The organism is Butyrivibrio sp. WCE2006 (genome assembly GCF_000701985.1).
In the GTDB taxonomy this organism is placed as follows: domain Bacteria; phylum Bacillota; class Clostridia; order Lachnospirales; family Lachnospiraceae; genus Butyrivibrio.
The window spans coordinates 79,721-99,994 of sequence record NZ_JNKH01000009.1 but is presented as its reverse complement, the minus strand read 5'-3'; the positions used below and the strand labels follow the sequence as shown (position 1 = coordinate 99,994).

Here is a 20,274-nt window from a genome sequence, read left to right as displayed (position 1 = left end):
TAGTTAAAACTTTTATGGTGCGGATGCACAGGATGTATCCGCACCATTTACATGAAGAACGGATTTTGTAAAAGAATATAGCAAAAGATTTACTTGAGCAAAGCACTCGGCAGGATTATCTGTTATTCAGTGCAAACCATTGAGGCCACCCGGCAAGGGATCATGCTGGCCGGTGGAGGTTATGAAGGCTATTTAATCGTTAATTTAGGAGGGATTATGGCATCAGAATACAAATTGGAATTGAGGGGTGTATCCAAGTCATTTCCCGGCGTTAAGGCACTTGATAACGTACAGTTATCAATTCGTCCCGGAACTGTTCACGCACTTATGGGTGAAAACGGTGCCGGAAAATCCACGCTTATGAAATGTTTGTTCGGAATCTATAAGATGGATGCCGGTGAGGTGCTTATAGATGGACAGAAAGTAATTATAAATAATCCTGATGAGGCTATGAAAATGGGAATAGCCATGGTGCATCAGGAATTGCAGCCGATACCTGCAAGAAGTGTCGGTGAAAACATGTACCTTGGAAGGTTCCCTGTTAAGAAAATAGGACCTATTCAGGTGATTGATCATAAAACAATGTACGAAGAAACAGAGAAGTGGCTGAATGAAGTTGATATGCATTTCGACCCTAAGGCAATGCTTTCTACTTTATCAATCGGACAGATGCAGTCAGTGGAAATTGCGAAAGCTGTTTCTCACGATGCAAAGGTAATCATCTTCGATGAGCCAACATCTTCTCTTTCAGATAATGAAGTTGAAACACTTTTCAAGATTATGGAAAAACTCAGAAGCAGAGGAGTTGCCATGATCTACATCTCCCATAAGATGGATGAGATCAAGCGCATAGCTGATGACATCACAATCATGCGAGATGGAACATATATCGGAACATGGCCTGCAGCCGAGATGTCAATGGATGACATTATTGCCAAGATGGTAGGACGTGAGCTGACAAACATCTATCCGCCTAAGGACAGAAAATTCGGTGAAGTTATCATGGAAGTTGATGGATTATCTTCAATCCATGCAAGATCATTCCAGAATGTGTCCTTTAAGCTCAGAAAGGGTGAAATCCTAGGATTTGGCGGTCTGGTAGGTGCACAGAGAACAGAACTTATGGAAGGTATCTTTGGAATAAGAAATATTTCAAAGGGAGAAATTAAGATTCATGGCAAAAAGGTTGATATTAAAACCTCGAGAGATGCCATGAAGGCCGGAATAGGAATGATAACAGAAGATAGAAGAGCCAGGGGTATTTTCGGATGTCTTTCCATAAAGGATAACGTTGGCGTATCTGTTTATAACAAATTCCTTCAGGCAGGATTTGTACTTGATCATGCGAGAATCAACAAGGTTGTTGATGACAGCATTAACAAGCTCAGAATTAAGACACCAAACATGCAGGAGCACATTGCAAACCTTTCAGGTGGTAACCAGCAGAAAGTTATCATATCAAGATGGCTGGCAAATGATCCCGATATCCTTATAATGGATGAACCTACAAGAGGTATCGATATCGGTGCTAAGCATGAAATATATGAAATAATGACAGATCTTGCAAAGCAGGGTAAGGCAATCATCATGATTTCCTCTGAAATGCCGGAACTTCTCGGAATGAGCGACCGCGTGGTTGTAATGTGTAACGGCAAGAAGACTGGAGAAATCGACAATGAGGCAGATATGACTCAGGAAAAAGTAATGAGTTACGCAACACAGTTCAACTGATTCCTTGAAGAGGTTATTTCAAGCTTTTTAGGATAAAAAAGGAGATAAAAATGGAAAAGACAAAGCAGCAGAAAATGAAAGATTTTCTGATAAATAACGGAGTTATCATTGTTATGTTTATCCTGGTTATATATACAGGTTTTACAAACAAGAACTTTATCACACCCGGTAACTTCTTAAATATTCTTACAAACATGGCACCCAGACTTGTAATCGCACTTGGTATTGCAGGATGCGTTATTACAGCAGGTTGTGACCTTTCAGCAGGTCGTATGATCGGTTTTGCAGCATGTATCGCAGGTACACTTCTTCAGAAGCTGGATTATTCAGGAAAATTCTTCCCTGACATGAAGCCTTTGAATGTATTTGTTGTTCTTCTCATTGTACTTGCAATTACAGGATTCTTTGGAGCAATCACAGGATTCTTTATCGCATTCCTTCACGTTCCGCCATTCATCGCAACACTTGCTATGATGGAAATCGTTTATGGTCTTGCTCTTATCTATACAAATGCAACACCTCTTGGTGGATATGTAAAGCAGTACACAGATATTGCAACAGGTAATATCTTCGGAATAAGCTATCTGGTAATTATTGCTATTTTAGTTGCAGCTATCACATGGTTCATATTCAACATGACCCGTCATGGTAAATATATGTATGCAATCGGTGGAAATCCGCAGGCAGCAGAGGTTGCCGGTGTTCCGGTTAAGCTTACAATGGTACTCATCTACATGAAGGCAGCTATGATGTATGGTCTTGCAGGTTTCATGCTCGGTGCAAAGGCCGGTGGTGCATCTGTTAACCTTGGTTACGGTTATGAGATGGAAGCTATCGCGGCCTGCACAATCGGTGGTGTATCAGTTACAGGTGGACGTGGTAAGGTTTCAAGTGCTATCATCGGTGTAGCAGTATTCGAACTCTTAAAGGCAGCTCTTCAGTACCTTGGAGTAAATGCAAACGCACAGTACATCGCAATCGGTATTGTTATCTTCGTGGCTATTTCACTTGATATCAGAAAGTACGTTGCTAAGAAATAATTTAATTAAGATATTTGCCTGTAGATGCAATATTTGTATTGACCTGACACGGGCATAAATGAAATAATAAAGAACATTGAAAATGGGGTGAGGTCTTCTTATATAGAAGAAATCGTCCCATTTTCTTTTTATAATTAGCAGAGTACTTGACGGAACTTGCTAAAATATAGATGTAATGAAAATAAAGAGAGTGACATATGGACTTTAATATAATTTTACAAAATTCAGGTATATCAATTTTATTATTTGTTATTTGCGCTTATTATGCCTATAAGCTTCTTGTTCTGAAGGATTACAAGTCAGTCCGCAGTAGAGAGGAAAAGCCTCCGAAGGATATTGATGGCTATTGCAGGGCAGCAGGGCTGATAGTTGTGTTTTTTGGAATTTCCACACTTGTGATGGCAGGACTTGTTTTATTTAGTCCTTTGGCCGGACTTGTGCAGATTATAATCTGCACCGCAATAATGGCAGTTATGTGGAAAAAGGTAACAGATAAGTATGTTTAGATTTTCGTTTTTTTCTTTAGAAAAACGAAAATCGTATTGAGATGATTCATACATTTTAGGAAGTGATCAAATGAAATATTCCGTATTGCTTGTGGATGATGAGGAAGAGGTTACACAAGCCATAAAAAGAAAACTTAATTGGGATGAAATGGGATTTGAGGATCCGTTATACGCAAGGAATGGTCTTGAAGCTCTTGAAGCTGCGGAGCTTCGCACACCTGATGTGGTAATGACAGATATACAGATGCCTTACATGACAGGACTTGAGCTTGCTAAACGGTTGAAGGAACTTTATCCCGGAATACGTATCATCATTTTTTCAGGCTATGATGAATTCGAATATGCCAAAGAAGCAATAAGACTTGAGGCCGAGGAATATATACTAAAACCCATCGATGCAGGTGAGCTCAAAAGTGTATTTGAGAGAATTCATGAATCTCTTGATAAAGAGCGTGATGAGAGACAGAACCTGGAAAAGCTGACCAATTATTACATGGAATCACTGCCGCTTTTGCAGGAAGATTTTTTTGCAGCTCTTCTTGACGGTAAGGTTGAGGAAAAAAGGATACCGAAGTACCTTGAGGATTATCAGATAAAATTGGAAGGGCCTTTTTACTGTGTTGCAATACTTCATATCAGTACCGGAGACCTGCCTGAGGGCGTAAGTCATGTTCTGTTATCCTTGTCAGTCAGGAGACTGGCAGAAGAGAGAATAGATGCAGCCTATAATGCAAGGCTATTTTCATACCGTGGGAGCACTGTACTGATAGCCCAGATAACTTCCACCGATTCCAAGAATAAATTTACCGATGATATGGACAGATTCTGCAGACTTGCCAAGACCGTTTGTAAAGCCAATGTCACAGTAGGAATCGGAGAAATTGTGGGAAGCATCGAGAACCTTAAGGAATCCTATAACGGAGCTAAGGATGCTGTGGCATACAGGGTGCTTTACGGAACCACAAAGGCTATCAATATATCTGAGATTGCACCGCCTGCCGTAAAACAAAGTAAAGCAGAGGATATGGACCTCCATGAGATATTTAAGAAGATCAAAATGGAGGATGAGACCGCCCTTATTAAATCAGTAGAGGATTATATTGAAGTCGGAACTTCGGCTGACATGTCGGTTTCGGAGTATAAATTCTTCGTGTTGGAAATGATAAGCGAGATTTATCGTTTTATGCGTGGTAATCAGCTTGAAATCGAGACGGTATTTAATCTTGAAGAAGACGTATATGATGTGGTTTCACAGCTTGAAAAAACGCAGCTTTGTGAATGGCTCAAGGAAACCTGCGTAAAGCTTCAGAATCTGCTTCGGGAAAAGCGTACCGACACCACAAAGTCCTTTGTAAAAAAAGCGATAGAATACGTGAATGATCATTATGCTGATCAGGATCTGTCAGTGGACAGAGTCTGCATGGAACTTTCAGTAAGCAGTGCTTATTTTTCCACTGTGTTTAAGAAAGAGACAGGTAAGACCTTTGTTACTTATCTCACGGATTATCGCATGGAGAAAGCACTTCAGCTACTTATAGAAAAAGACGAAAAGACCTACGTAATTGCTCAGCAGGTCGGTTATGGAGACCCCAACTATTTTAGCTATGTTTTCAAAAAACAATTCGGAACATCGCCATCTAAATACAAACAGGGATTATCTTAAAAAATATCTGCTTAAGTTATATCCCCGCACAATACAGAGCATCATCCTGATATCCTTCACATTGGTATCATCAGTTTGCATGCTCTTTTTGGGCATGTCCATGTATCAGAGATTTGAGGGAAGATCCCGGCAGATGATGACGGATAATTCACTGCTTATGCTCTCAAGGACCACGGACAGTATCGAGGATTACCTTAGAAGAATGCGCAGAATTTCCGATGCCATGTACTATGACATCATTAAGGATATGGATTTTGAAAGCGAGGACCTTTCATCTGAGATAAATCTTTTGTATGAAGCAAATAAGGATAATCTGGTGAGTTTTGCCCTTTTTGCAAGTAATGGCGATCTCATCAGTGCAGCGCCTATAGCCTTGCAAAAAGAAATGGCAAATGTCACGGAACAAAACTGGTTTACTACTGCGTTCAACAAAATGGAAAATCTCCATTTTTCAACGCCCCATGTTCAGAACCTTTTCATGGATGAAACGGATTATCGTTATCACTGGGTTATATCTCTTAGCCGTGCGGTTGACCTGAACTATGGCGGAAAACCGAGGATGGGTGTCCTTTTGGTGGACATGAATTATGAGACCATACAGCAGATGCTTGAAGGTGTAAATCAGGCGAATTCATCACAGTATGTATATCTCATAACAGGTAACGGACAGCTTATTTACCATCCCAAAGCTGAACAGATTTCTTTGGGAATTCATGATGAGAACTTTGCTCAGGCAGCAGGCTATGATGACGGAGTATATGAAGAGAGCTTCGAGGGTGAAAAGCGAATAGTTGTGGTCGATACTGTAAGCTACACCGGATGGAAGCTTGTAAGCGTAACTCCTGTAAGAAATTTCTACCTTGGCATGAAAAGTACCAGATATTTCGTTATTCTGGTTGCTGCACTTACCGGCCTTGCCATGATCATAATGAATCAGCTTGTTACCTGGAGAGTTACAGAGCCTCTTTTAAAGCTAAATGAATCCATTAAAAATATGGAAGCGGGAAATTCTGATTCTGCAATATATATTGGCGGAACATATGAGGTTGAACACCTGGGAAAAACCCTACAGCGTTCACTTGATGAGATAAACAGACTGATGAAGGACATAGTCATAGAGCAGGAGGAAAAGAGAAAGAGTGAGCTTGATGCTTTGCAATCTCAGATAAATCCGCACTTTTTATATAACACACTTGATTCTATAGTCTGGATGATCGAGGGAGAACATTACGAGGAAGCGGTTTTCATGATAACCCAGCTTGCAAGTCTGTTCAGGGTGTCTCTAAGTAAGGGGCGCACTATTATTCCTATTGAGGATGAGCTTCGTCATGCAGAAAATTATATGAACATACAAAAGGTAAGATTTAAAAATGCCTTTGTAATGAACTATGAAATAGATCCGGAGATTAAGGGATTTCTCACAGTTAAGCTTATTGTTCAGCCTATTCTGGAAAATGCGATTTACTACGGAGTAAAGAACATGGACGAGGATGGAGAGATAACTCTTAAGGGATATCGTAAGGATGATGATATTTTCATAGAAGTAATAGATAACGGCTATGGAATTCCTTCTGAAAAGCTGCCATATCTTCTGACTGAGGACAAGAGAGCCAGCAAGAACGGCTCAGGTGTCGGACTTATAAACGTTCATAAGAGAATTCAGCTCAGATTTGGAGATAGCTATGGTCTTCATATTGAAAGTGAGCCTGATGAAGGGACAAAGGTGACAATACATCTTCCGGCAATACCCGCTACAGAGGAAAACAGAGAGATGCTGGAGAAGGGAGGCCTGCGCTATGAATAAGAACAGACACTTGTTTTTTATAGGTGTCACGATACTTCTGGTGCTTGGAATCATAGTTTCTGCATACTCTCTGGTAGGTGGTTCCTCTGAGGATGATGTTTATAATATTTCCGTGGTGGTGGAAAACAGCCAGAGCGAGAAGTGGACATCCTTTATAGCCGGGGCAGAGAGCGCTGCAGCGGATTACAATGCAATTATTGATCTTGTGACAACCTCTGAATTTGAAAATGGTGATGATGAGTTTTCAGTTATAGATGATCAGATAATCAATGGTGCCAATGCGGTTGTGACAGAGCTTGTATCCAGTGAAGGCACGGCAGAATCAATAAAAGACATAAGCGGAAAAGCGGTTCTTGCCCTTACAGGGACAGATGCCCAGACTGATGTTGATATTGAGGGTAAGTTTGCCACTATTGCACCGGATAATTATCAGATAGGAAGAGCCTTGGGCAATGAGGTGCTGTTAAGACATCAGACCGGACTATCAGAGAAAAGGATAGGTATTATCTGCAATAGAATTACGACTAATGCAGCAAAGGAGAGGCTCAACGGACTTTTTGATGTACTTAGGGTCAAAAAGGCCACTGCGGTTTGGTGCATTATTCTTGATAAAAAAGCTGATACAGATAAAGAGCCGGGTAACTATGAGGAAAGTGAAAACTCCGGACAGACTGGCAGGGATTTTTTACAGTCATTTGGACTCTCCGGTGAGAATATCATTGAAAACACTCTGCCGGAAGAAAACGGATATCTTGTTAAGGAAACTTATAAGGAAAAGCCGGTAGATATCCTTGTTGCGCTGGATGATGAGAGCCTTCAGACATCTGCGGAGTTTTTTGCTGAAATAGAAAATGCCTTCAAAACAAAATCAACAGCCTATAAATATGAGACAGATAAGGACGGAAAACTAATAAGACCTATAGAGATATATGGAGAAGGAACATCACTTAGAAATATCTCATACCTGGATAGGGGAAAAATTGTGAGCATGATAGTTCCAAACGAGTTTCGAATGGGATATGTTGCAGTTGAGAAGGCTGTAGCGAAGCTGGAACACAAACTATCTCCCATGGAGGATGAGACTGTAGAATACCGAGTTATCAATCAGGAGAGTGTTTTTAAAGATGACAATCAGAAATACCTTTTTACAACAATGCAATAGATTCCGTTTTTTTGCCCGGATTCTTGTTTTGCTAGTGTTATCTGTTTCACTTACAGGGTGTGCCAGAACACAATCCACACATAAGGAAATAAAGATAGGAGTATGCGCCTATGATCAGTATGATACCTTTCTTACGCAGCTTATAGATTGTTTTGATGAAAATGTTGAGGACGGAGTAAGTGTTGAGTATGCCTATGCTTCCCAGAGTCAGATAACGCAAAATGAGCAGGTTCGGAAAATGATCGAAAAGGGCGTTGATGTACTCTGTGTGAACCTTGTGGACAGGACTGCTCCCAACACCATAATCGATCTTGGTAAGAAAAATGATGTTCCGATAATTTTCTTCAACAGAGAGTTGGTGGAAGAGGACATTACACAGTGGCCAAAGCTGTATTACGTGGGTGCTGATGCCTTTGAGTCAGGAATAATGCAGGGAGAACTGGCTGCCAACATGATAAGAAGAGAGTCATTAAATGCTGATAAAAATGGAGACGGAAAGATTCAGTATGTAGTCCTTGAGGGAGAAGCAGGGCACCAGGATTCCATAGTAAGGACAGAGTATTCGGTAAAAACGCTGGTTGACGAAGGAATAGATGTTGATAAGGTGGGCTATGCCATAGCAAATTGGAACAGAGCCCAGGCCCAGACTAAGATGGCTCAGCTTATTGAACGAAATGACGAGGCCATAGAGCTTGTACTTGCTAACAATGATGATATGGCCCTTGGTGCGGTTGATGCCTATAATAGTGCAAAGATCTCTGCTGTAGACAGACCGATCATAATTGGAATTGATGGAACAGATGTGGGACTTGAAGCTGTAGTTAATAAGACCATTGCAGGTACAATTTACAATGATAAGGAAGGTCAGGCTAAAGCCATGTATGATCTTTCCATATTGCTGGCAAGGGAAGAGCCTTTAAACAGTCTTGGTATGGAGGATGGAAGATATATAAGACTTCCATATCAGAAGGTTGACGCTTCAAATGTTTTGCAGTTTATTCATAAGTAGGATTTACTTAGTTGTTTGATGTTGTAAATCCTGAATGAAGCAGGTTTGATCCTTTGAGTTAAGAAAATTCGTAAAGACAGGAGTTTAGTTGTAATTAAATGATAATAGAAGTAAGAGACGATTTTGATCTTAAAAAAATCCAGATAAGTGGACAGTGTTTCCGTGTAAAGGAAGCAGGTTCCGGGATTTTTATGTTTATTACCGGTGAGCATGTTGTTTTTATAAAAGAACTCGGAGATAAAAAGTTTGAGGTGTCCTGTTCTGAAAAAGAATGGGAAGAAATCTGGACCGCATATTTTGATTTGGACAGGAGCTACGAAGATATATGTAGGAAAGAATACGGTAAGCATGATTTTACCGACAAAGCCATAGACTTTGGAAGGGGACTCAGAATTTTAAGACAGGATAAGTGGGAGATGCTGGTTTCCTTTATCATTTCTCAAAGAAAGAGCATTCCTGCCATTTCAAGTGCTGTGGAAGCATTATGCAGAAAATTCGGAAGTGAAATTGATGTAACAGACGTGCATTTTGAAGAAGATGGTGAGTGGAGTACTGATGAAGCTTGTAAGGATCCCATATATTCATTCCCTACACCGGAGCAGATGGCGGGTGCCACCCTTGATGATTTTAAGGAATGCGGACTTGGATACAGAGCTCCATATGTTTATGATGCTATCAGAAAGGTTTTAAGTGGAGAGCTTGACCTTGAGGAGATTTGCAGACTGGATGATGAAGCACTTTTTGAAAAGCTTATGACGGTTCATGGGGTTGGAATAAAGGTGTCCAACTGCGTCTGCCTTTTTGCATATTCAAGAATGGGCAGAGCTCCCATCGATGTTTGGATTAAAAGGGCTATTGATGAAGAATATGGTGGCGTAGATCCATTTCCTGAATATGGAGAAAACGCAGGTATCATTCAGCAGTATATTTTTTATTATGAAAAGAATGGTGCAAAACAGTTACTGAAATGATAGCAAGTAGAAAGCTTTGTTAACATAAACAGCTACATTAGAGTTTATGAGGTGGAATGTTATGCAGAAAAATAGATACAGAAGGATATGGCAAAAGCGTTTATCAGCTTTGCCTGTGATACTTTTTTATGTGGCAGTAGTTATCTGTAGCTTATTTTTGGCACCGGGGATTTCTGCCGGCGCAAAATATATTGTGGATGTGGAATCCCCTGACGGACCGCTTGGATATGGTGTTTACATCGGAGCAACAGCAGAACAACTTCATGCTAAGCTCGATAATGACAAGGATATAGGTCTTGCGATAATAGATGCACAGTATGTTTCCTCCGAGGATATGATCTCTTTAAAATCCGGTGGAAGACGGGTGTACAGTTATCTCAATATCGGATCCATAGAGGAATTCAGGGATTATTACAGCTCTTTTTCAGACATTACACTCGCACCTTATGAAAACTGGCCCGGAGAATATTGGATAGATGTTTCAGAGGAGAAATGGCAGGATTATATCTGCGACAATATTGCGGCAGAGCTGGTTCTTAAAGGAGTGGACGGATTTTTCATAGATAATTGTGATGTCTACTATATGTATAATCACAGCTGGATATATAAAGGAATCGTGAAAATCCTTACAAGACTGAAAAATACCTATAATCTTCCGATAATCATAAACGGCGGTAATGATTTCGTCACAGCCCTCCTTAATAGTGGCAACCAAAATCTCATAGACGGAGTAAATCAGGAATCGGTTTACAGTACCATTGAGGATTATGAGAAGAAAGTATTTGGTGAGCGAAAAGCCCTGGACAGAGCATTCTATGAAGAATACCTTGCAAGAGCTAAAAAAGAAGGACTTATAGTGTATATGATAGAGTACACAAGAGACATGCGGCTTGTTGAAAAGATAAAGGAATTCTGTCAGCAAAACGGCTATAAATGTTATGTTACGGATTCCCTTGCTCTGGACGGCAATGTGAAGCTTTGATATTCTGCGGAAAAGTTAATGAAACCCGCAGGAAGCAGGCTTTGCCTGATATGCCGGGGCAGTACGTTTTTGTGGTCAAAATAAAATACGAGGAAAAAATATGAGTAAATGTGTAATTGTTGGTGGGGCACTAATTGAAAATTACAGCTTTGTCCGTGGTCATATAAAGAAGGATGACTTTGTCATTTACTGTGACTGCGGGCTTTTGCATATGGAAAAGCTTGGAGCCTGGCCTTCACTTATTGTTGGGGATTTTGATTCCCATGAGAATCCGCATCTTGATGTGGAGACCATAACTTTACCTACTGAAAAGGATGATACGGATACGGTCTATGCAGTAAAAGAAGGCATGAGCCGAGGTTTTACTGACTTTCTCATAGTCGGAGCCCTTGGAAAAAGGTTTGATCATACCCTGGGAAATCTTGCGATTTTAATGATGCTTGAATCCAAAGGGTTAACGGGAATGATAGTTGATGATTATTCAGAGATAGTTGTGATATCCGGAAGGGAGAACACAACATATAAAGTTTCAGATGATTGTAAATATTTCTCAATCCTTGCAGCAGGAGGGGATGCAGGCGGAGTTACCATAAAGAATGCAAAATACAATATTACCGATGCAGATATTATCACGGATTTTCCTCTTGGAGTTTCAAACGAAGTACCCAAGGGCAATACTGCTGAGATAAGCATTAGAGAAGGCAGAGCTTTTCTGATTAAAGTTTATACAGAGTAGAAGAATCTATATGTACAGAAAATCATGGGGAATATGTATAATTATTAGGGTAAAAAAAACTTCTAAAATCTCACAAAATTACATGGTCAGAAATACTTATAATTAAGAGAGGGCATACGATGATTTTTCTAAATGACAAAGGCGTTCTTATAGCAAAAAGACAGGGTGAGACTCTTAGAATTGAGAGCTGGGGCAAAAATGCCCTGAGAGTCCGCACTACTATGTATCCTGAATTTACAGGAAGAAACTGGGCTCTTACAGAAGAAGTTAATAAGGATCAGGATGGCGTTAAGACCAGTATCAGCATTACACAAAGGGAGGATGGCCCTTTTGCTGAGATAACAAATGGCAGAGTAAAGGCAACCGTGAACTTTGCCGGTGTAATCACCTATTATAAGGATGACAAAATGTTCCTTAGAGAGTACTTCCGCTGCTATGGCGGCACAGAGTCAAAGGAATCAAGATGCCTTAAATATATAAACAGAGATTACAGACCTCATGTTGGAGGAGATTACCGCATTACACAGAAATTCGAAAGTAATGATGGCGAGAAAATCTTCGGAATGGGTCAGTATCAGCATGCATACACAGATCTTAAGGGATGTATCCTGGATCTTGAGCAGAGGAATTCACAGGTTTCAATTCCTTTTGCCGTATCAAGCCTTGGCTACGGATTTTTATGGAATAATCCCGCTGTTGGACGTGCAACTTTCGGTAATAACTACACAGAGTGGGTTGCAGAGTCAACAAAGGAACTTGATTATTGGATCACTGTTGCAGATACACCCAGAGAAATCGTTGAGAATTATACAGAGGTTACAGGACGTTCTCCCGAGATGCCTGATGATCTTCTTGGTCTTTGGCAGTGCAAGCTTCGCTACCGCACACAGGAGGAGGTTCTTAAGGTTGCTCATGATTGCAAGGAGCACGGAGTTCCGATCGACTGCATCGTAATCGACTTCTTCCACTGGACAGTACAGGGTGACTGGAAATTTGACAAGACCTACTGGCCGGATCCCAAGGCAATGGTGGATGAACTTCACAGCATGGGAATCAAGGTTGTTGTTTCAGTATGGCCCACCGTTGATAAGAGAAGTGAGCACTTCTACGACATGCTGGAGAGAGGCCTTCTTGTGAAAAATGAGAGAGGCGGACTTCAGAACTATGACTTCGAGGGTGACTGCACTGTTTTCGATGCTACAAACCCTGAAGCCAGAGAGTATGTATGGGACGTTTGCAAGAAGAACTACTATGATCTTGGAATCGATATGTTCTGGCTTGATAACTCAGAGCCTGATCTTGTGAAGTATGATTTTGATTCTCTCAGATACTACATGGGACCTGCTCTTGAAGTAAGTAATATATATCCTCAGTTCTACAGCCGTGTGTTCTATGATCACATGACAAAGCTTCAGGATAAACCTGTAGTAAGCCTTCTTCGTTCTGCATGGGCAGGAAGCCAGAAGTATGGAAATGTTGTATGGTCAGGTGATGTGCCAAGTACATTTGAAGCACTTCGCGATCAGGTGGCAGCAGGACTGAACATGGGACTTGCAGGAATATCCTGGTGGACTACTGATATCGGAGGATTCATGACAGATGATGTAAATGATCCTGATTTCAGACAGCTTCTTATCAGATGGTATGAGTTTGCGGTATTTTCACCGATTCTCAGAATCCACGGAGACCGCGGACCTTACAATATTCCTCCGCTTGATAACAGAAGTTTTGGCGGCGGTTACCTCCACACAGGTCAGGACAATGAGCTTTGGAGCTACGGTGAGGACAACTTCAAGATCATGAAGGATCAGTTAAACCTTCGCCATGAGTTAAAGCCTTACATCAAAACTCTTTATGAGGAGACTAGTAAGAACGGTTCACCTATCATAAGAACACTCTTCTACGAGTTCCCTGAGGACAAGAAGTGCTGGGAAATCTATGATGAGTACATGTTTGGTGATAAATATCTTGTTGCTCCAATCCTTGAGCTCAATCAGTTTGAGAGAGAGGTTTATCTCCCTGAAGGAAAATGGGAAGACATTCGTGACAACAAGGTTTATGAAGGCGGTCAGACCATTAAGGCAGCTGCTCCCATCGAATCAATACCGGTATTTAAAAGAGTTTAATTAAAGAAAGCGATTTAATATCGCCGACAGATAATATGAAAAAATCATTAGTTGCAACAATTTCATTTCTTCTTTCAGTCTGCATCCTGACAGGGTGCAGACTTCCTTTTAGTGTAGATAACAGGACAGAAGGCGAGCGCAAGTATCCTGAGTTCTTAACAATAGATGTCTATGACACCCAGGCAAATACACAGGGTCTCCAGAGAGGCTGGTTTGACAAAATTGTTCGGGATAAGTTCAACATGCAGCTTAATATAATCTCCACAAATATAGATGATAATTCAGATGCAACCTATGAGACCATGCGTGCTTCAGGGAATCTTGGAGACATTATCATCACCAACGTAGATCATGGAAGACTCTCAGATCTTGTGAGAGAAGGTCTCGTACTGGATATGACCGGGTACCTTGAAAAATGCGATAACCTTAATAAATTTAAAGATCAGATTGCTGTCACATCAGCGTTTGCAGGCGTTGATGGAAACTGGGCGGTGCCAAGTGAAATAGCTGAATATCCTGCAACTGAGCCTTCAGAAGCGATAGAACCAACTAATGCTCCCACAATAAGATGGGATTTATATAAAAGAGCCGGCTATCCGAAGGTTAACACTTTGGAGGATTTGCTTCCTGTTCTTAGAAAGATGCAGAATCTGGCAATACAGAGTGATATTGGCAGAGATGTATATGCATTTAGTCTGTTTGGCGACTGGGATGGTGCAATCATGCAGAATGCAGGAGCTTTGGCATCTCTATACGGATATGATCCCCAGGAATTTATTATGTTAAACCCTGAGACCGGTGAGATACAGGATATAACTGACAGCGACTCAATTTATTTCAAGATGCTGCATTTCCTTTTTGAAGCAAACCAAATGGGACTTGTGGATCCGGATTCTCCATATCAGAACTATGAAACCGTTGCAGCGAAATTCAGGGAAGGCGCTGTTTTGTATTCGTTCTGGCCCTGGATGGGAGAATCCTTATATAACTCAGATGAACACCTGGCAGTGGGTAAAGGCTTTGCTTCCATAGGAATAGAGGATGCAAGCTACATTTGCTGGGGTAATGATCCAAATGGTAAGCAGAGCTTTTCAATAATGGTTGGGCAGACCACCAAGGATCCCCAGAGAATGGTGGATTTTATAGACTGGCTCTACTCGGATGAAGGAACTGAGTGCTGCGGCTCTCCCACAGGAGACTTCAGGGGACCCAGATCTCTTACCTGGGAAAGCACTGAAGATGGGCCGATACTTACGCAGTTTGGAATAGATGCCTTCATAACTATGGATGAAAATCTTGAGGTTCCGGAGGAGTTTGGCGGAGGAACCTGGAAGGAAGGCGTATCAGCCCTGAATTTTAAGCCTGTTGATATGAAGAATATCGATAGTGATGGAGTACCATTTTCATATCAGGCCTTTGATGATTATCAGGAAAAAACTGCCAGCAGTATATCAGATGACTGGCAGAGGCATTATAAAACGGACAAGACACCGATAGAATACTTTGAGGAAAAGGAAATGATATCCGTTATTCCGGGAACAGAGTGGGCAGCAGGAGATTATCCTGAATACCTGAAAACTGTGGAGCTCCAGTGCAGACAGACCGTCAATGACTACTCCTGGAAAATGGTTTTTGCAGAGTCTGAGGAGGAATTCGAGATTTTAAAGGAGACAATGATAAGTACCCTTGTACGACTTGGCTCTGATAAGGTAGTAGAAATAAACCGGGAAAATGCAAAGAATAGATATGAGATTTTAAGGAATGCCGCCGGAGGTAAGTCATGAAGCGCCGTGGAAGAGTCGGCAGGCAGATGTACAGGATACTTTTGCTGACTCTTATTATTCCTATAGGTATCATCGGAACTATAGCGGCAGTCCTGCTTCTAAGACAAATGAATAACAGATATGAGGAGCAGGTGAAGGCAGATAATATTCGCGTGAAATCCATTTTATTTGATGTGACTTCAAGCCTTTACACTAATCTTGAGCCCATTGTGTCTGTTCAATCCTATCGTGACATGTTTTCACAGGTGGATTTTGATGACCATGCCAGATACCAGTATAATCAGGTGATAAATACCATTACTTCATTAAAGAGGTCCACTGCAGGAATATCCACGATAAATATTTATACCAATAATCCTGTAATTCCGACGGATAATTACATTATAAATGTAGGGACCACAGGACTTGAGGAAGCGGGAGATGTGGCAGAAGTAGCCGCAGGAAGCGGAGATATAAATGATCCTTTTTCGCGCTACGAGTGGTACAGGAAAATAGATCCTAATGCATGGGATTCATACACCTGCACTCATGTTCCGCTTAACGAGTATGAGGACGCCTTCGAACTTACTCTTGTACGGCGCTTTAATACAGGTGAATCAGAAAACAGAGCCTATGTGGTTGCCACGGTCAGTACGAATTATCTGAGGAACCGCCTTATCACAACTGACAACTACATGCTTGCATCCCTGTCCGGTGAGCCGGCTTTTTTCTCATCAGAATATGATGACAGAGAAAAGGAGATGCCGGATATAATTTCAGAAAACACAGAGAACTTTAATTATACCGGTAATATGATGCTGGATGGAAAGATGGCCCTCACCTATGTTTCCAGCTTTGTACCTTATAAGGTAGATAAAAGATTTTTCGTTCTTGTGGGAGACTATAAGGCCAACGATTCTGTAAGGGATATCCTTAGAAGATTCATTTTTGTGATGATTCTTGCAATCGCGGGACCTGTGATATCAATAGTTTTGTATTCAAGATATTTTACAGGCAGGGTATATACCCTTAGAGAAGCGATGCACAGAGCAAGCACAGGTGACTACGATATTATCGAGAGCATAAGCGGTGATGATGAGCTTTCAGATACTTTTAATGACTTGAAACTGACTACAGAGCAGATAAGAGAAAATGAGTCAAAATATTATGAAGCCAGAATCCGTGAGCAGGAGCTTGTGAACATGCAGCAGAACATGGAATTCAAGATGCTCGCCGGTCAGATAAATCCGCATTTTCTGTATAACACCTTAGAGGCCATAAGAATGCAGGCCATAAGAGGCGGAGACAGGGATGTGGCAACCTCGGTTAAATATCTTGCAAAAATAATGCACTATGTTCTGGAAAGCACCGGCACTTCAACCTCGAAATTGTCCGATGAATTAAAGCATGTGGAGAGCTACCTTCAGATACAAAGGCTTCGATTTGGAGAAAAGGTGGCGTGGAATTTCTATATATCAGATGATGTGGATACGGATAAGTACAGGATTCTGCCGCTTCTCATACAACCTATAGTTGAAAATGCCATAAGCCATGGACTTAAGGAAATGGATAAAAACGGTCATATCAGTATTGTGGCGGAGTATGAAAACAGAAACACAAATGGAGCCTCTGATGGTGAAGCAGAGGAGAGACAGCTTATTATCACTATTAATGATGATGGCAAGGGCATGACTGAGGAAGAGGTTATGGCTTTAAATAAATCTCTTGATGAAAAGAGGAATGACAGCGATGGAAGAGGTGCAGCCAGCATAGGACTTTACAATATCCATCAGAGGATAAAGCTTCACTATGGTGAAAACTATGGAATGACCATCCGCTCACAGGAAGGCAGAGGCACAAGTGTTGAACTGAGACTTCCTGAGAGTTCAGAGTGAAAAAATTAGATTTCTGAATTAGTAAAAGAGCGTACAATAACAATTTGGAAGTATAGAAAAACTTATATCAATGGAACTTGGAGGAGAAAATGAAAGACAAACAACAATTATTACAAAACTGCATGGACAAAATGATCGAAGCAAAGGAGCTTGTGGGTGTTAACGTTCTTGTTCTTAAGGACGGAAAAGAAGAGATGTATGCCGAAGCGGGCATGGCAAATCTTGAAGAGAAAAAGCCTTTTAAGAGAGACACAATCGTTCGCCTCTATTCACAGAGTAAACCAGTCACAGCTGCAGCTGCCATGATCCTTTTTCAGGAAGGTGTTATTGACCTGTACGAGCCTGTAGGGAATTATATAGAGAGCTTTAAAAACCAGGAAATTGTTGAAGGCGGAGACAGACGCCCCGTAAGATGGGATCGTCCGATGCTGATTAAGGACCTCCTGGATATGACTTCCGGACTTGTATATCCTTTTATTAATTCACCTGCTGAGATTGAGACAGGTAATCTCTACAATGAGATGATCGATAGATTTTCATCAGATAACATGATGAGCACCATGGAATTTGCTGACCGACTTGGAAAGATTCCGCTTGCCTTCCAGCCCGGTGATCACTTTAGATATGGAACAAGCGCAGATATTCTTGGTGCTGTAGTTGAGAAGGCATCAGGGAAAAAGTTCGGAGAGTTCCTGAAGGAAAGAATTTTTGATCCGCTTAATATGAAGGATACAGCCTTCTATGTGCCTGAGGAAAAAATGGACAGATATGCCATGGCTTACAACTGTTATGGTGAAGAGCCTGTTGCCTACAGCGGAAATAACTTGGGAATCCGTGATGATGGTAAAAAGAACGCTTTTGAATCAGGCGGAGCAGGTCTTTTCTCCACAATTGATGATTATGCAAACTTCGCCAGAATGCTTATGAATGACGGAATCTTTGAGGGAAAGGAAATCCTTACAAAGAGAGCAGTTCGCTTCATGACAAGCCCTCAGCTTTCTGATGCACAGCAAAATGATCTTAATTCCAACTGGCCACTGCTTGGAGGATTCTCATACGGAAACCTTATGAGAATCATGAAGAATCCTGACCGCAGCGGAATTATGGCAGGTAAGGGTGAATACGGCTGGGACGGCTGGCTCGGACCTTATTTCTGCAATGATCCTGAGAGCAGAACAACCTTCCTTATGCTGACACAGCGTGTGGATTACGGAACAGGTATGGCTACAAGAAAGTTCAGAAACATTGTATTCTCATAAATGTCATGTACAAAATGTACAGTGTTTTATGTAAAAATATTTAGGTACTTGAAAATATAAAATTCTTCTAAACTAACACTCGTAGGAAATGCAGTTAAACTGCTGAGCCTGCGGGTGTTTTTTTGTCTTATATATAGCACTTTGTCAGGTATGGAGTATTTAGGGAGGATAAAAAATTGAAAAAAGAAAAAGTGGCACAGATTGCCTACTACCCCTACAGAATTATTTCAGTAGCACTTCTCGTAATCCTGTTTTTTCCCGGATTAAACGTAGCAAGAGTAAGTGGTTTGATCAATAGAAGCACATCGCTTCTGACTTCAGGTTTTTCTTATGGAAACTTAATTGCAAACTTTGGAAGAGCTTTCAAGAAGGGCTGGGTACTTGAGTCCACAATGAGACTTCTCAATCTTTCAAGTCTTGCAATTTGTATCGGAATTATTGCATGTGCTGTTGGAGCGTGTCTTTCACTTGGAAACAGAAAGTGCAAATTCACAGGAAATCTTTTCAGCACAGTCGGAGCTGTAATTTCAGCTTGTGCAATGGGTGGAATATGGTCAGCATACTTCCAGATAGCTGCAACAACAAAGCCTTCAAAGGTTGAGCCGATGTTCCAGAATTTCTTCTACATCATGCTGATACTTCTTGTGGCTATGGCAGTTATATCAATTGCAGTACTTGTCCTGACAGGAAGACCCGGCAAGGAAGAAAAGTTTGAGATGGAAACAAGATTTAAACTTTTCCTTATGTTCCTTCCTTTCATACTTCTGACATTTGTGTTCTGCTACCTTCCTCTTTGGGGATGGAGATATGCATTCTTCGATTATAAGTCAGGTGACACACTGAGCATGGCAAACTTTGCCGGATTCAAGTGGTTCGGACAGCTTGTAAGAAATAAATCAACAACGAGAGACATTGTTAATGTCATGAAAAATACACTGGCAATGAGCGGTCTTGGAATAGCAACCAGCTGGATGCCCATGGCATTTGCAATTTTCCTCTCAGAGATAAAAAATCCCAGATTCAGGAGATTCGTACAGACATTTACAACAATTCCTAACTTCATAAGCTGGGTTTTGGTATTCGCAATTGCATTTTGTATCTTTTCAACAGACGGATTCATCAGCTCAATGATGATCAATCTTGGTGTATGGAGTGAAGGTAAAAACTTCCTTATGAGTGGTTCACACACATGGCTGAAGATGCTTCTGTGGGGACTGTGGAAGGGACTTGGATGGAGCGCAATTATTTACATAGCCGGCATCTCAGGTATTGACCAGCAGCTTTATGAAGCTGCAACAGTTGACGGCGCAGGACGTTTCCAGAAGATGTGGCATGTAACTGTTCCCGGACTTATGCCTACCTTCTATGTTCTGTTGCTGATGGCTGTAGCCGGTATCCTTTCAAACGGAATGGATCAGTACCTGGTTTTTGAAAATTCTTCAAATACAGCTCAGATAACTGTTCTTGATCTTTATGTTTATAAGATGGGTATCGTTAAGGGCGCAATTCCGCTGTCAACTGTGGTTGGTATGCTGAAATCAGTTATTAGTGTAACACTCTTATATGTTGCAAATACAATCAGTAAAGTACTTCGCGGAGAGACTATTGTTTAAGCGTTAGGTAACTA

General features: G+C 41.1%; 15 protein-coding genes. All 15 read left to right on the top strand.

Going from position 1 to position 20,274, the window contains the following annotated elements; translation table 11 throughout:
- Window positions 1–216: 216 nt before the first annotated feature.
- Window positions 217–1,731: a sugar ABC transporter ATP-binding protein gene (locus tag T501_RS08365; protein WP_044914279.1), complete on the top strand. Its 1,515-nt coding sequence runs from the start codon at window positions 217–219 to the stop codon at window positions 1,729–1,731.
- 50 nt (window positions 1,732–1,781) lie between these two features.
- Window positions 1,782–2,771 (top strand): galactose/methyl galactoside ABC transporter permease MglC, encoded by a 990-nt coding sequence (locus tag T501_RS08360; RefSeq protein ID WP_044914277.1) that lies wholly within the window; start codon window positions 1,782–1,784, stop codon window positions 2,769–2,771.
- Between the two features lie 197 nt (window positions 2,772–2,968).
- Window positions 2,969–3,277: a hypothetical protein gene (locus T501_RS08355; RefSeq protein WP_044914275.1), complete on the top strand. Its 309-nt coding sequence runs from the start codon at window positions 2,969–2,971 to the stop codon at window positions 3,275–3,277.
- Window positions 3,278–3,347: 70 nt separating this feature from the next.
- Window positions 3,348–4,940 (top strand): response regulator, encoded by a 1,593-nt coding sequence (locus T501_RS08350; RefSeq protein WP_044914273.1) that lies wholly within the window; start codon window positions 3,348–3,350, stop codon window positions 4,938–4,940.
- Window positions 4,858–6,744, top strand: coding sequence for a sensor histidine kinase (locus tag T501_RS08345; RefSeq protein ID WP_242845504.1), 1,887 nt, complete (start codon window positions 4,858–4,860; stop codon window positions 6,742–6,744). The genes T501_RS08350 and T501_RS08345 overlap by 83 nt, the downstream gene beginning before the upstream one ends.
- Window positions 6,737–7,906: a substrate-binding domain-containing protein gene (locus tag T501_RS08340; protein ID WP_044914269.1), complete on the top strand. Its 1,170-nt coding sequence runs from the start codon at window positions 6,737–6,739 to the stop codon at window positions 7,904–7,906. The genes T501_RS08345 and T501_RS08340 overlap by 8 nt, the downstream gene beginning before the upstream one ends.
- Complete coding sequence (locus T501_RS08335; protein ID WP_044914267.1) at window positions 7,869–8,915, top strand: galactose ABC transporter substrate-binding protein; 1,047 nt, start codon at window positions 7,869–7,871, stop codon at window positions 8,913–8,915. The genes T501_RS08340 and T501_RS08335 overlap by 38 nt, the downstream gene beginning before the upstream one ends.
- Before the next feature lie 98 nt (window positions 8,916–9,013).
- Window positions 9,014–9,886, top strand: coding sequence for a DNA-3-methyladenine glycosylase family protein (locus tag T501_RS08330; protein WP_026510143.1), 873 nt, complete (start codon window positions 9,014–9,016; stop codon window positions 9,884–9,886).
- A 61-nt stretch (window positions 9,887–9,947) separates the two neighbouring features.
- The gene (locus tag T501_RS08325) at window positions 9,948–10,868 is read left to right on the top strand and encodes an endo alpha-1,4 polygalactosaminidase (RefSeq protein WP_050008206.1); all 921 of its coding nucleotides are present in this window, start codon (window positions 9,948–9,950) and stop codon (window positions 10,866–10,868) included.
- Between the two features lie 100 nt (window positions 10,869–10,968).
- Window positions 10,969–11,604 carry a thiamine diphosphokinase gene (locus T501_RS08320; RefSeq protein WP_026510145.1) on the top strand — a complete coding sequence of 212 codons (636 nt, stop codon included), beginning with the start codon at window positions 10,969–10,971 and terminating at the stop codon, window positions 11,602–11,604.
- 119 nt (window positions 11,605–11,723) lie between these two features.
- Window positions 11,724–13,730 carry a glycoside hydrolase family 31 protein gene (locus tag T501_RS08315; RefSeq protein ID WP_044914265.1) on the top strand — a complete coding sequence of 669 codons (2,007 nt, stop codon included), beginning with the start codon at window positions 11,724–11,726 and terminating at the stop codon, window positions 13,728–13,730.
- Between the two features lie 35 nt (window positions 13,731–13,765).
- Window positions 13,766–15,514, top strand: coding sequence for an extracellular solute-binding protein (locus tag T501_RS08310; protein ID WP_050008205.1), 1,749 nt, complete (start codon window positions 13,766–13,768; stop codon window positions 15,512–15,514).
- Entirely contained in the window at window positions 15,511–17,388 is a 1,878-nt protein-coding gene (locus tag T501_RS08305; protein ID WP_044914263.1) for a sensor histidine kinase, read from the top strand. The genes T501_RS08310 and T501_RS08305 overlap by 4 nt, the downstream gene beginning before the upstream one ends.
- Window positions 17,389–17,477: 89 nt before the next feature.
- A complete protein-coding gene (locus T501_RS08300; RefSeq protein WP_044914261.1) occupies window positions 17,478–18,647 on the top strand; it encodes a serine hydrolase domain-containing protein in 1,170 nt (389 codons plus the stop codon).
- A gap of 176 nt (window positions 18,648–18,823) precedes the next feature.
- Window positions 18,824–20,260 carry an ABC transporter permease subunit gene (locus T501_RS22540; protein ID WP_081675220.1) on the top strand — a complete coding sequence of 479 codons (1,437 nt, stop codon included), beginning with the start codon at window positions 18,824–18,826 and terminating at the stop codon, window positions 20,258–20,260.
- The last annotated feature ends 14 nt before the right edge of the window (window positions 20,261–20,274 follow it).